Origin of the sequence: Rhodococcus sp. AD45-ID (genome assembly GCF_003023755.1) — a bacterium.
Lineage (GTDB): Bacteria > Actinomycetota > Actinomycetes > Mycobacteriales > Mycobacteriaceae > Rhodococcus_F > Rhodococcus_F globerula.
This window is the reverse complement of the sequence record NZ_PYHL01000001.1, coordinates 2,449,193-2,464,360: the sequence shown is the minus strand read 5'-3', so window position 1 is coordinate 2,464,360 and position 15,168 is coordinate 2,449,193. Positions and strand designations below refer to the sequence as shown.

Genomic DNA, 15,168 nt, shown 5'->3' with positions numbered 1-15,168 from the left:
GATGGCGGAGCATGCGCGGATAGTGATCGTGGGAGGTGGCCTCGAGGGCCTTGCGATTGCGTGGTCGCTTGCGCTGCGGGGCGAGTCGGATGTAGTTGTGCTCGAGCGTAATACGATGTGCTCGGGGATGACGGGCAAATCGAGTGGAATTGTTCGCTGCCACTACGGGGTCCCGTCGCTGGCGGCGATGGCCTGGCATGGGGTCCAGGTCTTTTCGGATGCAGAACAGATACTCGGCACCGATATCGGCTTCCGTCAGACCGGTTACATCGTCGGGGTTGGCGGCAACAACACAGAACCCTTGTTGGCAAATGTCGAGATGCATCGTGCTCTGGGTGTGCCCGTCGACCTCATCGACGCCGACGCCGTTCGAGCATTCTGGCCGGGCATCAACCTGGACGACTTCGCGGCCTTTGCCTACGAACCTTTGGGTGGGCACGGCGATGCGTACATGACGGGGATGGCATACGGCACGAAAGCGCGCGAACTCGGCGTGACAGTTCGTCAATCGACCGAAGTGACAACACTTCTGACGCGAGAGGATGGATCCGTCTACGGCGTCACACTTGCCGACGGCGCCGAGATCCATGCGGATACTGTTGTTCTTGCTACCGGCGTATGGTCACCCGCGTTGGCCGCGACGGTCGGAGTCGACATCCCGATCAAGGTGCAGTGGGAGCAATTGCTGCTCGTCGATCAGGGGGAACCTACCCCGCACGTGCCCACCTTCTCGGATCTGGTGAACCTGCAGTACATCCGGCGCGAACCCAACGCAGACCTGTTGGTAGGCAACAGTGATCACTCTGCGCCTGAGTTTGCCGACCCGGACAACTACCTGAACCGGGCAGGGGATGCATTTGTGGAGACCGCGATCGGCAAGCTCGAGCGTCTGCTGCCGTCGATGCCGGATCCACGTTTGGCGTCGTCGTATGCGGGTTGTTACGACATCACTCCGGACTACAACCCGATCATCGGCCCGTCACCTGTCGACGGACTTTTCCTCGCAGTCGGTTTCAGCGGACACGGATACAAGATTTCCCCGGCTGTCGGACGGCTGGTTGCCGATCTGATTCTCGACGGCATCAGTAGTGATTCGGCCGTGGACGGCAACGATTTCCGATTCAGCAGATTTGCCGAGGGAAAGCCTCTCGTCAGCCTTAATCCATACGTGGGAGCGGGGGAGATGCGCTAGACGACGCCGCCGTTGACGTAGATCACCTGACCGTTGACCCACCGCGCCGGGCCGGCGAGAAACGCGACTGCCTCCGCGATGTCGAGCGGAGTTCCGAGCCGTTCGAGGGGCGCCATTTTCGACAGGTTCTCCACTGTCGCTTCGTCTTTCCCGTCCAGAAACAGGTCGGTGGCGGTGGGGCCTGGAGCCACGGCGTTGACTGTGATGTCGCGTCCCCGTAGCTCTTTCGCAAGAACTAGCGTGATCGCGTCCACTGCGCCTTTGGTGGCCGCGTACGCAGCGTAGGTCGGGAAGGCCAGCTTCTTCACGGAGGTGGAGAAGTTGATGATGGCACCGCCGCTGCGCACCCGCCTCGCGGCTTGTTGATCGACAACAAACGTGCCCCGAACATTGGTGCGGTGCATCCGGTCGAAGTCGTCGAAGTTCAATTCGGCGACGGTCGAGAGAATCATGATTCCGGCTGCGTGGACAACAACGTCGATGCCTCCGAACTCCTGCTCGACCGTGTCGAACAGTGCGGCTACTTCACCTTCGTCTGCGACATCGGCGTGCACCGCGATGGCGTGCCCGCCCGCTGCGACGATGGTGTCGACTGTTTCCTGGGCGCGTTGAAGATTTCCCGAATAGTGAACGGCGACAGCCATTCCGTCGGCCGCGAGCTTCTCTGCAGTTGCTCGGCCGATGCCGCCGGACGCTCCGGTGACGATGGCGACGCGGGTGGTGGTGTCAGTCATGATGTAACTCCTGAAGTGGGTTCGGGGGCGTCGGACAGCTTGCGGAGCCACTCGCGCAGCAGTCCAACCTCGTTGGTGGAGAGGGAAGTTGAATCTGCCGTAGCGAGTTGGGTCTCCAGGGTGGATGCGACGGTGTTGAGCGAGGCGTCCTGCGGGGTGCCGGATTCGCTGATGATGGATGCGAGGATTCCGTCGCGAACACGCCCCGACAGTGTCGGGTCGGGATACTGCTGCGGTCTCACGACGAGCATCAGTGCGACGCCCGCATTGGCGGACATCACCATCTGCGTTGCCACGTCGACGGATACGGTCAGAAGACCTGCGGCAGCGCAGCGTTCGAGAACGGATCGAAGTAGCGCCTGGGCTTGCATGGCGGTGTCGGCGCTCTGCGCGGATGGTGAGTGCAACAACCGGTAGTGAGCGGGATGTGCGAGCGCGAACGCCGTATGCGCGTCCCAGCCGGCACGTAGATCGGCTACCGGATCTGCGGAGGGGATCGCAGCGCGTTTGCCTGCGAGGTACTCGGAGAACCCGGCTTCGACGACGGCTGCGAGCAAGCCGTCTTTGTCGCCGAACTGGCGGTAGAGCGCGGGCGCGCCGACGCCGGCTCTCTCGCAGACGGCGCGGGTGGAGATGTCGCCGTCCGGAGAGGAGTTGAGTAACTCGGTTGCCGCCGCCAGTATCTTCGCTCTCGAGCTCATGAAATCAACGATAACAGAATATCGTTAGCACTGGTACGCCGTCGTTCGGTTGCTCGACCTGTCGCGGACTCGTCGTGCCTGAACTGGTACTTTGTTTGCAGTGATAAACAAAACTTGTCTGTGATCCAGACCCGTCGCGATGATTGTGTGCCGCGCCTGCGCGCGGTGGTGATTCCGTGTGTCCCGAGAGGGAACCCGACCTCGGGTTCCCGCCTCCTATCCTGCACTGGAATCCCCACTTTGGAGCTCACTTCATCATGTCATCGACACACTCATCTGTTCGGCGCGAGGATCTGCGCGCCGACTGCAACAACTGTTTTGCCTTGTGCTGCACGGCCTTCGGGTTCTCGCGATCGGTAGATTTTGCCGAGGACAAGCCCGCGGGTTCTCCGTGCCGGCACCTCGGCTCGAATTTCTCCTGCACTGTCCATGAAGGACTTCGATCCCGGGGGTTCCGCGGCTGCACGGTCTTCGACTGCTTCGGCGCGGGACAGGTTGTGTCGCAGCAGTTGTTCTCCGGCGTCAGCTGGCGCGAGCGTCCTGATGCGCAGCAACACATGTTCTCCGCCTTCAAGATCGTCAAACAGTTGCACGAGATGCTGTGGTACCTGTTCGAGGCGCAGGAACGCACCTATGACCCGGACGCTGCGCACGAAGCTCGCGAACTCGCATCCACCATTGCCGCACTGATCCGCGGCGGACAGGCCGAACTGTTCTCGACTGACATCGGCGCATTACATTCTGTGGTCAGGGCAGTGCTGATGGAGATCAGTGCGGAAGTTCGGGCTTCCTACTTTGCCGAAGTTGATCAGATGGACCCGAGCATCGCCGCCGAAGTGGACCTTGCTGGATCGGACCTGCGCGCACACAGGTTGTGTGGGGCCGATCTGCGAGGGGCCTGCTTGATCGCCGTGGATCTGAGGGGAAGTGACCTCACAGCGGTAGATCTGCTCGGGGCGGATCTGCGTGATGCCAGGTTGGATGGCGCGGATCTCTCGGCCGCGTTGTTCGTCACCCAGCCCCAGGTGAACGCAGCCAGAGGTAGCGGTGACACATGTTTGCCCGCCGGTGTTGCAGCCCCGCCGCATTGGCTTGTTCGCTAGCGGGACATGTCACCGGGGAGAGCATCTAATTCGCAGCGGTCGCAGCGTTGCGGGCGGCGAGTTGCGCAAAGGCGCGGGTCAGTTCTGCTGGTCCGACGACATCGATGTCGGTGTCGAATCGGTTGAGAGATGCTGCGAGAGCCACCCAGGACCATGATCCGGCTTCGAGACTGCACCGGTCGGGGCCAAGATCTTCGACGATGCCGTCCCCGGCAAAGGGAAGAACGTAACTGGCCGGCCGATGGAGAATGACCTTGCCGTGGCAAGGCCACTTGTTGGTTTGTTCCGAGCCTTTGAAGCGCCCGGACACGTATTCGGTTACGTCGCCGCCGGGGATCTCCCTCGGCGTGAAACGGGGGCCGTTCGGGGTGCGCGGGGCGATTCGATCGGCGCGGAAGATTCGCCATTCGTCTCTCTCGAGATCCCACGCGACGAGGTACCAGCGACGATTGGAGGTCACGAGATGATGCGGCTCCACCCGGCGTGGGGGCGCTGGTTCGCCGTTATCGGTTGAACTGTCGGCCGGGCGGTCGCTCGCATAATCGAACCGGAGCACTTCGAGAGCGCGGATCGCTGTGGACATCGCAACGAGTACCTCCGGTGACACGGAGTCGGACGCCGTGTCACCGGGGCCGGCCGAAATCGTAGTGAAGGTGAGAGCGTCGAGCCGATGGCGCAGACGCGACGGCATCACTTGCCGCACGGTGGTCAGAGCACGAACTGCACCCTCTTCGATTCCGGCGCCGGTCATGGTCGCCGTCTGCAGGGCAACAGCCAACGCGATGACTTGATCGTCGTCGAACAGCAGGGGAGGCAGCTCACTGCCCGCATCGAGTCGGTATCCGCCGTCCGGGCCCATGGTTGCCGCAATGTTGTAGCCCATTTCCCGCAGCCGGTCGATGTCGCGGCGGACCGTGCGATGACTGACGTCGAGCCGCTCGGAGAGTAGGGCGCCTGGCCAGTCACGCCTGGTCTGCAACAGGGACAGCAGATTCAAGAGCCGGGACGTGGTCGCCATCTCACGAGATTAGTTCGAGTCTAGGACAAAAACCGTCCTAGACGCCTGTGAGAGTGGCAGTCGTCAAGAAGAAAGCCGGACAGCGTTCTTACTAGGAGCAGGCATGAGCATCAAGACAACGACCCACCTCAACTTTCGCGGCGACGCCCGAGCAGCCCTGGAGTTCTACCAGTCCGTCTTCGGTGGCCAGGTCACAATTGCAACCTACGGCGACTTCGGGATGCCTAAAGACGTGCCAGGCGCGCAGGGCGTCGTATTCGGCCGGATCGAGACAGAGGACGGCTTTCGCGTGATGGCGTACGACATCCCAGGACAGTCGGGCGGTTCGGCAGGCAATGCCGGTTCGACGCACCGCGAGAACGGCACCACGATCACCAACCAACCGTTCTTCGTCTCCGTTCGCGGGGAGACCCTCGAAGAGGTGCAGAATTACTGGGCGAAGCTCTCGGCCGGCGCATCCATCGTCGAGGGCCTCGCCGCGGCAGCGTGGAGCCCCGGTTTCGGCATGCTCACCGATGCGTTCGGGGTGACCTGGATCCTCGACGTCTCCGCCGCGGAAAGCCCGGCGTAGTCACTCCTCGTGCTTCAGAGTGGGATCGGAGGGAGTGGTTCGATGTCGTAAGTGCGCGGTCCGAACAAGCTCAAAGCTCGATCGCGGATGGACGGAAGTGCTTCTGAGAGACTGTCGCCGAGTCGGTGGAGAGAGTTGAGTGAGCGTGATTCCCAGACTGGGAACTCCCCGTCGGTGCCGCGCGATGTTGTATCCCACAGCAGAGCGTCGCCGTTCTCGCTCAATCCGAATACGTGCAGCGAGGCGGGGAGCGACCAATCGCCGTCGGGTTCGACCATCCAATCGAACTCCTCGCTGTGACCCTCTCGGTAGGCGGAATGGAGGTTCGCGGTGAGATACCCTGCGCGCCCTTGCCAGCCATCGGCAAATCCGGGATGCACGGGCGGGTAGATGAGCCAGAGTCCGAAGGACCGCGCCCAACCTGCATGCCGGATAAATGCACGATATGAAGCGGGGAAGCCGTCCCCATCCGGGAATCGAAAGGAATCCAAAACGGCGAAATCAATGTGTTCGAGCGTTGGTTGGCCGTCCACCGTCAATCCATGTGTGAGCACGTCCTCGACACTAACAATCCCGTCGCGATTCGAGGCTTCCCCTGTGGTCTCGTCGTCGGTAACTTTCTGAAGAAGAGGAATCAAATGGATCTGGACTGTTCATCTTCGGTTGCTGAAATCTGAATAACCTGCCGAACGCTGTATTCGCCGGTGGCTTCGGTGTAAATGTGGCTGGTGGTCGACATGCCGTTCGGAATCCGTGCTCGTAAGACGGCTTCGGCCCCCACCTCGGTGTGAGACAGGGGCAGAAGTGAAATCCGAATCAGCCAGTGACGCCGGTCAATTCGTTCGGGGTGTGATCGAGTGTGGTTTCGGTCAGGATGCTGCCGTCTTCGAGGTCGACGGCGATCAGCTTCTTCGACGCGGGGTCGGTGACATAGGCGGTGTGGTCCAGTGTGAACAGGGTGGGCCTGGGCTCCTGCCATTCAGTGGGTTCGGTCCACTCGCCGATGACGGCAATCTTCTTGGTCACTGCGCCGGTGTTCGGGTCGATGACGTGGATAGCGCCGTCGGTCCCGAGAACAAGGGCCTCGCCGTGCGGTCCGCGACCGAGTGATCGGAAGGTGTAGCTGGTGCCGAGATCAACGAGCTTCAGTTCCGACGTGGTGGTATTGGTGAGCGAGATTCGTTGTGGTCGTTCGAGTTCGGCGTCAGGATCGGTCTTGTAGTCACCGAGCACGATGTCCGACTCTTCGGAACCGGCCTGGTTGCCGATGCGGCCGTACGCATCGGGGCTCTGGACCTTGGTGATCGCGCCGTTCTTGTACACGAGCAGGCCGTCCTGGCAGCCCAGCACGATCGTCTCGTCTGCTGCAACGGCTTCACCGTGGACGCCGGGGCACTGCTCGTTGCGCATGACCTCCGCGCGGTTGGTATCGAGCACTGCAATTCCGTTGCGGGACTCGGAGTTTCCGATGGTGGTCAACAGCCCTCCGTCGGCGAGTGCGACAGCCACCCCGTGATGGGGTTCCGGGGTTGTGTAGGTCTCGACGCGTGGCTGACGCTTGGCCAATTGGACGGGATCGAAGATTTCGACCAGGCCCGAGCCGTCATTGAAGAGGACAGTTTTTCCGGCATGTCGTACAACGTGTCCGGGCTCGTTGGCTGCGAACTCGACGTCCGACATCGCGGGATCGGCTGTGTAGTAATGGGAATGGTCACCATGTGCCGACGACCACGTGCCGGTGTCGAGCACCTTGAACGCTTCGCCGGCGGAGATCATGACATGCCGACCGTCGCCGGCCGGGTTGAGTCGCGTGAAGCCCTCGATCGCGGTTTCGCCGACGACATCGAGGGAGGTTGCGTCCAGTACCAGGACGCCGCCGTCGTAGGAGATTGCGAGACGTGGTGTTGCCGAAGCTTGTTCATTCGGTGCTGACGACGCGGCGGTGGTTGTTGCCTCCGCCGCGTCCGTGGTGTCGGAGGAACATCCTGTGACAAGGGCAAGTGAGAGGCCCACTGATGTGGCCAGAGTGAGGCGCCGCGATACGCGGGTAGTGAGGTGCATGGGTATAGATCTACTGCTTAATGTAAATGATTGTCAAAGTCGTACATGCGAATATTCGCATGTCAGGGCAGTCTTCAGGAGTAGTCGGAGCGCTCGAGGATGCGTGAGGCGATCACTCCCACCACGAGTCCCCAGAATGCACCGCCAATATTGAACAGTTCGACGTCGGAGATCGTCACGAGGAATGCGATCAACGCACCGAAGGTGAATCGCGACCCGAATGCGGTGACGAAAGCTCCTTGCAATGCCTTCAGCATTGCCAATCCGCCAAGTGTCACGATGAACGCAGCGGGCGTGCCCAGCATCATCGACACGAAGGTCGGGGCAAAAAGGCCGAAGACAACCGCGAGTACCCCACAGAAGATGCCGGCGGTGTACTGCCGTGTTCGTTCCCCGGATGCTGACAGGAGAGCATTGGTTGGCCCGGTCAGGCAGGTTGACACGCATCCCACCGCCGCGTTCACGAGTGAGAACACGCCACACGCAATCGTTGCGCTGCCGATCGGCGGTTGATGTCCGGCCGCTCGCAGGACTGCGATCCCTTGGCCGTTCTGCACAACGACCACGGTGATCGCCAGCGGCACAACAAGTTCGATCATTGCCTGCCACGACCATGCCGGTGTGGACAGCACTGGGTGCGCAAACCATTCGTGATCGCCGCCGGTAGGTGCGAACCGTCCGGTCGCGAGAACGACCACCACCCCGACAAGCAAGGCACCGAGAACGGGAGGGATATACCTTCCCAGTTTCGCGAAGGCGCTGAGTGCAACAAAGGTGACGATCATCGGCAGTGCAATGGCGGCGTCGTGGGCGGGCGCCTCTACCAGGTCGGTACCGAAGTGAAGGAAAACGCCTGCCACCATTGCCATGACGATGGGCATGGGGAGTGCATTCATGATCGGTGTGATCCACCCCGTCAATCCCAGCAGCAAGATCAGAACGCCCGTTGCAAAGAATGCTCCGATCGCCTGCTCCCACGGAAGATGATGCAGGGACGCGCCGACGACGACGGTTCCGGGAATCGTCCAGAAAAACGCCAGTGGTTGCCGGTACAGCCAGGACGCGGTGATCGTCAAGATTCCGTTGACGAAGAAGGCGCCGAAAATCCAAGAGGCCAATTGTGATTGGCTCAGCCCGCCGGCCAAGCCGGCAGCAAGGATGACCGCTACTGGGCCGGTGGCAGAGAAGACAATCCCGATAACTGCGTTTGCGCCGTATGTTCCGCCGAAGTCTCGCAAAACGCGCCGAGGACTGTAGAGAGGTTGGGGTAGCGGCTCGGTGATGACACGAGTGGGTGCAATTGTCGAGGTATTCGACATGTTTCAGGTCTCCTGGTGTGGATCGCCAAGTTCGCGTTCACGAAAGAGCGCCGCAAGTTCGCTACGAGAGCGCAGTCCGAGCTTTGCGTACGCACGAGTGAGGTGATACTGGATTGTCTTGACAGAGAGAAACAATTCGCCCGCAGCTTCCTTGTTGGACTTGCCGGCAGCGACAAGATCCGCAACGGCTCGCTCTTGTGGGGTCAGATCGGTGATTCCCTTGTCCATACGTGAAAGGTTCAACCCGCCGGCACGCAACTCACGCTCACAACGCTCGACGTATGTCGCTGCGCCCAGCGCGTAGTAGAGCTCGCGTGCGTCCCTCAGTACGACGTCTGCCTCTGCGCGTTTGCCGGCTCTCCGGAGAGTTTGGCCGTAGGCAAAATTGATTCGGGCACGGTCGTAGGGGAGTGGCAGGTCCTCGAGGCTGAGAAGCGCGTCGTCGAAACAGTTTCTGGCGGCGCCGAGTTCGCTTCGGGCTCCATGGATTCTGCCACGAACATATCCAAGACGTGCTGTGGCAGAACGGTGCCCGCGAATGCGTGCGGTCTTCTCGTGTGGTTGGAGGAAGGTATCGGCGTCGTCGACCCGACCGACCATCACGAGAGCATTCGCATAGAGATCGACCCACGGCCAGAACCCGGGTTCGTCGAGCCACTGTTGTGACGTGCTCGAGGTCAGGGGCGTCAGCGCTGCCAGTACATCGGCGTAGTCGGCCGCAGCTTCGGAGAATTGTGCCCGGGCGAGAAGCGAAGGAACGTACATGATTTCGTAGGAATGTGCACCAACATGCGCGCGGCGCACGTGATTGCGGGCCAGGTCCCAGTTTCCGCGAAGCGCGTGAATTTGTGCCCCGGACCAATGCACCAACGGTCGGACGATGTCGATTTCGAAACGATCGACTTGCGCGGCGGCACTGTCGATCGTCGACAGTGCGTCGTCCCACGCCCCCAAGGCGAACTGTGTGCGGGCAAGCCAGGCCTGCGCCCACAGCGAGATACGCGCCGAGCCGCTGGAAAATTCAGTGGACACTGCGCTTTCGAGATCGCGACGAGCCGCCTCGGGATGATCCACTGCCAGCTCGAGCCAACCGCGGCCCATCTGGAATCGCTGAGCTTGAGCGCCGGGCCGGATGCGGTCCGACAGTGATTCGTAGGCCGCGAGCGCCTGTTCGGTGTGTCCGGTGGCACCCAGTCCGAGGCCCTTTATCGCTTCGGACTCCACTGCGGCAGGATCTGACGGACCGACCAATTCGACTGCACGGTCGACCCACTGGACCAAAGCAGCGCCGTCGAGTCTGGCCAGAGAATGCAGGACCATTCGCTGGGCGATCATTGCCGCGACTGCGGGATCGAGATCCGCAGGGCAACTGCTCCAAGCGCGAGTCAGTAGGTCAGCAGCTTCGGTTGGGCGTCCCCGGTGAATCGCGAGGTATCCGAGGACGGCGTCGCGCAGCGGTCCGCGCGTAATACTCTCGATTTCGGGAACGAAGTCCATGGCGTGTGGAATATCGCCAGCACCGGTCAGCGCGTCAATTCCCCTCAGTAGTCGAGTCTCGTGGTCGCTTCTGCTGGTGGTGAGACGGCTGGCGGTGACCATTGCGTCGGCCACCTCGGACCACGCGCCGTCGGTTGCCCGGAGCTCGGCGTAGGTCACCAGTTCTGAGGCCAGTGCTTCGTCGTGCGTCGTAGCGGCGGCAGCCAGATGGAACAACCGCTCGCCGTCTCCCCAGGCGATCTCGGCTGCGCGACAATGCAGTTGGTGCAGTCGGGTAGGTCCCAAGGTGGCGCTCACGGCAGCCGCAACCATCTTTCCTCGAACGGATACTTCGGTGCTGCCGCGCTGCTCGTGCACGGTGAGAAGACCGCAGCCAAAGGCGTTGTCCAGCGCGCTGACGATGTCGTCGACTTCGGCTAGTTGAGCGAGGTGCGACAACGTCGTGCTGCGCCCGAGGATCGCGGCGGCTTCGACCAAAGTGCGTGCACCCTCGGAGCACTGCGCAAGTGTGCCTGCGATCGACGCTGCGCGATAGCGGGGAACAGGCAAGGTGCGGTGCCACTGAGTCCAGTACGTCGACGGCAATTCGTCGAGTAGCGAGACGACGTCGAGTGTGTTGCCCGCTGTGAACTCCTGAAGTTGGAGCGCGACGCCGGAACTGAGATCAATTCCGTTGCGAACCCGGGCGATGTCGATGACGGCAGCAGCGTCGAGTGCGCTGATGTGCAGTCGCTGCGACCAGTGAAGTTCGAGAATGCGCCGGACCTCGGCGTTGATGTGCGGTGAATCCTCGACGACGAGCACAACCAAGAGTTGCGCGCCCCGACCCCGATGGAGCGCTGAAGTAATCGCCTGAAGTGAGCCGACATCGCTGTGGTGGGCGTCGTCGACGACAACCATGGTCAACTGGTCAGTGCTGTCGAGAATCTCTTGGGCAATGACGACGGGATCGTGGACCGACACCGGATGGTCGAGTAGTTGTGTGACGACCCCGAACGGCGTCTGAGACTCCCACTCCAGTCCGCGAGCGGATCGAAGAGTGTGCTGCGCCGATATTTCGGAGAACCGGCTGACCAGAGTCGACTTGCCGCTGCCCGCATCGCCCTCTACGAGAACGAGGGACGGAGTGCCTGCCTTCGCCGCAGCCAATGCCTGGCCGAGAACGCTCAGTTCGCGTTCTCGGCCCACCAGCACGTCCCGAAGTGTCACCTGACTACCGTAACGCCGGGCTCACCGCGAGATTCGTTTTCCGATCGGACCTCTGCGGCTGGAGTTGCGGCGGTATCGAGATCTGGGGCCTGCTTAGGTACGAAGAAGGTCACGATGGAGCCAAGCACGGCGATACCGGCAAACACGTAGAACGCGGACTCGGAACTGATACCGGCACTGATCAAGCTTCCACCGATCAGCGGGCCGAAGATGCCGCCGAGACGGCCGAAGCCCGCGCGCCACGCGACGCCGGCCGCTCGGGCCGCCGTCGAATAGTAGTTGGAGACAAATCCGTAGATGAGCACCTGAGTTCCGATGGTGCCGACCCCGGCGATCGCAACAGATGCGAGAAGGACGGGTAGCGGGAAGCCGAACGTGAACAGCAGGAGTGCTAATGCGGCCAAACCGAAAGTGGTTGCGACAACCCGCTGGGGCCCGGTGATGTCGGCGATCCGCGACGCCAGTAGTCCGCCGATGATCGCGCCGCCGTTGAGGACCAGTAGGAACGAGAGTGAACCCTTGGCGTTGTATCCGGCGTTCTCCATGATTTTGGGCAGCCAGGTGTTCAGTCCGTAGGTCAGAAGAAGGCCGGCAAAACTCATGAGGCCCAGTAGCGCTGTGCCCCAAACATATTGCTTGCTGGCCAAGGCTCGGAAGCCGACTCGCTCTGCGGGCGAATCGGCGGGGCTAGTGGCGATAACGGGCAGGGGAATTCCGGTTTTCGAGGAAATTGCCCGAGCTTCGTCACTCCGGCCGCGGGCGACGAGCCACGCGGGAGATTCGGGAAGTTTGAACCACGCAAGCGGAAACAGGATGACCAACGGAAGTGCGCCGATGAGAAAGAGTCCCCGCCATCCAATGGAATCACGAAGAATGATTGCCAGGATCGACGCCATGACGCCGCCGGCCGGGACGCCGCTGTACACGATGGCGTTGAACAGATTTCGACGCCCTGGCGGGGCGAACTCGGCGATCATTGCTCCGGCAGTGGCAACCAGTCCGCCGACGCCGATGCCGGTGAAGAATCGCAGGAGCCCGAAGGTGGTGATGCTGGTCGCAAACGCCGCCAGCGCCATGCCGACCGAGAACCAGACGATGTTGATCAGCATCATCTTTCGGCGTCCGAAGTAGTCACCGATTGCGCCGCACGTCAACGCACCCACCATGACTCCGACAAGGGCGTACGAGCCCAATGCTCCAGCTTGAGAGGCAGAAAGCACTCCGATGTGGCCGGGATCGTCCATCAGGACGGGCAGAATCGTGCCGTATACGACGAGGTCGTATCCGTCGAACAAGATGGCGATGGCTGCGATGGTGACTACCCACAGCACTGAAGAGCGATGGCGGGCGCTGGCCCAGGAACCGCGTTCGATCGAGGACATGACAAATCTCCGTTCGAGAGATCAGGAATTGGGGTGACTCGCTCAGCCGAGGTCGCCGCCGGCAACGGGAAGGACCGTTCCGGTGACGTACGACGCCTCATCGGAGGCAAGGAAGGTTATGGCGGCAGTTTGTTCGTCGAGGGTGCCGTAACGCTTGAGTAGTGACGAGTCGACGGTCTGGTCGACGATCTGTTGGTACCAGAGTTTCTCTTCGTCGGTCTGTGCACCGGGGCCGCGGGCCACGACGCGAGGTGGCGCTTCCGTTCCACCGGGAGCTGTTGCCACGACTCGTATTCCGTACTGCGCGACTTCCATCGCCAGTGCCGCGGTGATGGCGCTGACTCCGCCCTTGGCCGCAGCGTATGGAACACGGTTGACACCCCGGGTAGCGACCGAGGAGACGTTGACGATGGTTCCGCTCGCCCGTTCGATCAAGTGGGGTAGCACTGCTCGGCACGTCCACAGGGTGGGGAACAACGAACGTGTGACTTCGGCGTGGATCTGCTCCGGGGTGTAATGCTCGTATGGTTTTGCCCAGATTGTGCCGCCGATATTGTTGACCAGTACGTCGACGTGTCCGAAGTGTCTCAGCGCGGAATCTATTGCGTGCTGGGCACCTTCGAAGGTCTCGAGATCCGCGGTCACCGAATGGGAACGATCCAGCGGTGCCGCAATCTCGTGGACCAGCTCTGCTCGGTCCACGAGAACAACGGAACCGCCTTCGGCGGAGATTCTTTCGGCTACGCTGCGCCCGATCCCCTGGGCCGCTCCGGTGACGACAACGACCCGATCGTCGAACCGGCCGGAGAAGTAACGTGCGCTCACGACGCCACACTGACCCGAGCGTCGGTGATGGCACGTCGCATCGTCGACTTCGCGTGTTTGCTGTGCTGAACGATCAGCTCACGGGCCGCGGCGCGATCATTCTGCTCGAATGCGCGCACAATGCGTGAGTGATCCTCTGCGACATGTTCGTCCACCCAGTCCGCGGTCCGGAGTACTCGGTTCATCAGCTGCGTGACCTCGAGACGTTGGTAGGCCTGCAGCAGTATGTCGTTGCCGGTGCAGCGGAAGAGGAAGTCGTGGAAGAGGGCGTTGGTTTCGGTGAATGCCGCTGCGTCCGTGAAGTGGTCGCGGTCGATGGAGGTTGCCGAGTTCTCCGCCAGAATGCGGTACTCCGTCAACTGTGCCGGAGTAAGGCGCCCGATCGTGAGTTCCAATGCGCCGAGTTCGAGCGCCATCCGGGCGTCGAACTGTGCGTCCGATTCCGCGACAGGCAGGTGTTCTTCACCGATCTCGTACGTGTCGGCTGCCGTTTCTTCGATCGAGCTTGCCGGTGAATCAGCCGGGGTCGCCGCGCTGTTGAACTTCTCGAAGTAGAAGTTCGTGGGTGTGATCGACACGTTCTTGAAGTGCTGGCGAACGGCTTCGACCATCGGCGGCGGGCCGCACAGGTAGACGTCGACGTCTCCGCCGTCGAGATGACCCGGTTCGATCAAGCTCGTGACGTACCCCTTGTTGGGTGCTGTGCTGTTGGGGTCGGATACGCAGTAGTCGAAGGTGAACTGCGGCAACGATGCTGCGTACGCACTCAGCTTCTCCAGTTCGACCAGATCGAGGTCTGAGTTCACACCGTAAATCAAGTGAACGGGTCGAGTCACACCGTCGGTCTGCATTTTCTCCAGGATCGAGAGCAGTGGCGCCAAACCGGTTCCCCCGGCGAGCAGGAGTGCGCGTCGCTGCCCGCTACGCAGGAAGAAACTGCCCATCGGGCCGGTCAATTCCAGTGTGTCACCGACCTGCGCTTGCAGGCTGAGATAGTCGGACATCAGCCCGCCCGGCGTGATCTTGACCAGAAACGACGCCGACTCGACGTCGGGGCCGGTGCTGAACGAGTACGAGCGTGTTGCTTCGGTTCCCGGAACGAGGATGTTCACGTACTGACCGGGAAGGAAGACCAGATCTGCGCGATTGTCGACCGCGACGGTGAAGCCGACAGTCGAATCCGAGTGGCGAACGATCTCGGTGATGGTGGACGTGTACGAACCGGCAGCAGTCTTGGCCACGGCGGAGGTGGTGGGGATCTGCAGTACGAGGTCGGATTCCGGCACCATCTGGCACGGCAGGCAGTATCCCTGCTCGGCCTCGTCGTCCGTGAGTGCCTCCTCGATGTAGTCGCCGGCGTCGAAAGTGCCTGACTCGCACAGCGACTTGCAAGTGCCGCAGGCTCCGTCGCGGCAGTCGAGGGGGATGTTGATCCGGGCGCGGTAGGAGGCGTCGGCGACGGTTTCGTCGGTGCTGCATTCGACGAAGCGGGTGATGCCATCCTCGAAACTCAGTGCTATTTGAAAGGTCATGGGGAACAGCTCGATTCGATCGTA

At 61.6% G+C, this 15,168-nt stretch carries 13 protein-coding genes; 3 read left to right on the top strand and 10 right to left on the bottom strand.

What is annotated here, in order from left to right; translation table 11 throughout:
• The first annotated feature begins 1 nt into the window (after position 1).
• Positions 2-1,192 carry an FAD-binding oxidoreductase gene (locus C7T36_RS11290; RefSeq protein WP_045065410.1) on the top strand — a complete coding sequence of 397 codons (1,191 nt, stop codon included), beginning with the start codon at positions 2-4 and terminating at the stop codon, positions 1,190-1,192.
• On the opposite strand, the gene C7T36_RS11285 is transcribed toward C7T36_RS11290, so the two are convergent.
• Together C7T36_RS11285 and C7T36_RS11280 are read right to left on the bottom strand one after the other, a co-directional pair.
• On the bottom strand, positions 1,189-1,926 hold the full coding sequence (locus C7T36_RS11285) for an SDR family oxidoreductase (RefSeq protein ID WP_045065408.1): 738 nt from the start codon (positions 1,924-1,926) through the stop codon (positions 1,189-1,191). The two genes, C7T36_RS11290 and C7T36_RS11285, sit on opposite strands and share 4 nt — an antisense overlap.
• Positions 1,923-2,627, bottom strand: coding sequence for a TetR/AcrR family transcriptional regulator (locus C7T36_RS11280; RefSeq protein WP_045065406.1), 705 nt, complete (start codon positions 2,625-2,627; stop codon positions 1,923-1,925). Before C7T36_RS11280 ends, C7T36_RS11285 begins: the two co-directional genes overlap by 4 nt.
• 257 nt (positions 2,628-2,884) lie before the next feature.
• On the opposite strand from C7T36_RS11280, the gene C7T36_RS11275 reads away from it, so the two are divergent.
• Positions 2,885-3,730 carry a pentapeptide repeat-containing protein gene (locus tag C7T36_RS11275; RefSeq protein ID WP_084702506.1) on the top strand — a complete coding sequence of 282 codons (846 nt, stop codon included), beginning with the start codon at positions 2,885-2,887 and terminating at the stop codon, positions 3,728-3,730.
• Positions 3,731-3,755: 25 nt separating this feature from the next.
• Here the strand turns inward: C7T36_RS11275 and C7T36_RS11270 are convergent, their stop codons facing one another.
• Positions 3,756-4,748, bottom strand: a complete 993-nt coding sequence (locus C7T36_RS11270) for a YafY family protein (protein WP_045065401.1) — start codon at positions 4,746-4,748, stop codon at positions 3,756-3,758.
• Positions 4,749-4,851: 103 nt separating this feature from the next.
• Between C7T36_RS11270 and C7T36_RS11265 the strand changes: the two genes are divergently transcribed.
• Positions 4,852-5,319 (top strand): VOC family protein, encoded by a 468-nt coding sequence (locus C7T36_RS11265; protein ID WP_033233592.1) that lies wholly within the window; start codon positions 4,852-4,854, stop codon positions 5,317-5,319.
• Positions 5,320-5,333: 14 nt separating this feature from the next.
• Here C7T36_RS11265 and C7T36_RS11260 read toward each other — a convergent pair whose 3' ends face one another.
• The 7 genes from C7T36_RS11260 to benC all read right to left on the bottom strand — a co-directional run bounded on the left by C7T36_RS11260 (position 5,334) and on the right by benC (position 15,144).
• On the bottom strand, positions 5,334-5,873 hold the full coding sequence (locus tag C7T36_RS11260; protein ID WP_033233855.1) for a hypothetical protein: 540 nt from the start codon (positions 5,871-5,873) through the stop codon (positions 5,334-5,336).
• Positions 5,874-6,135: 262 nt separating this feature from the next.
• On the bottom strand, positions 6,136-7,380 hold the full coding sequence (gene aztD / locus C7T36_RS11255; RefSeq protein WP_033233591.1) for a zinc metallochaperone AztD: 1,245 nt from the start codon (positions 7,378-7,380) through the stop codon (positions 6,136-6,138).
• A 74-nt stretch (positions 7,381-7,454) separates the two neighbouring features.
• The gene (locus C7T36_RS11250; protein ID WP_045065398.1) at positions 7,455-8,699 is read right to left on the bottom strand and encodes a benzoate/H(+) symporter BenE family transporter; all 1,245 of its coding nucleotides are present in this window, start codon (positions 8,697-8,699) and stop codon (positions 7,455-7,457) included.
• Between the two features lie 3 nt (positions 8,700-8,702).
• Positions 8,703-11,405 (bottom strand): LuxR C-terminal-related transcriptional regulator, encoded by a 2,703-nt coding sequence (locus tag C7T36_RS11245; protein WP_045065396.1) that lies wholly within the window; start codon positions 11,403-11,405, stop codon positions 8,703-8,705.
• Entirely contained in the window at positions 11,402-12,787 is a 1,386-nt protein-coding gene (locus tag C7T36_RS11240; RefSeq protein WP_045065394.1) for an aromatic acid/H+ symport family MFS transporter, read from the bottom strand. The genes C7T36_RS11245 and C7T36_RS11240 overlap by 4 nt, the downstream gene beginning before the upstream one ends.
• Positions 12,788-12,829: 42 nt before the next feature.
• Entirely contained in the window at positions 12,830-13,612 is a 783-nt protein-coding gene (locus tag C7T36_RS11235; protein ID WP_045065392.1) for a 1,6-dihydroxycyclohexa-2,4-diene-1-carboxylate dehydrogenase, read from the bottom strand.
• On the bottom strand, positions 13,609-15,144 hold the full coding sequence (benC, locus tag C7T36_RS11230; RefSeq protein ID WP_045066751.1) for a benzoate 1,2-dioxygenase electron transfer component BenC: 1,536 nt from the start codon (positions 15,142-15,144) through the stop codon (positions 13,609-13,611). Before benC ends, C7T36_RS11235 begins: the two co-directional genes overlap by 4 nt.
• Positions 15,145-15,168: the final 24 nt, after the last annotated feature.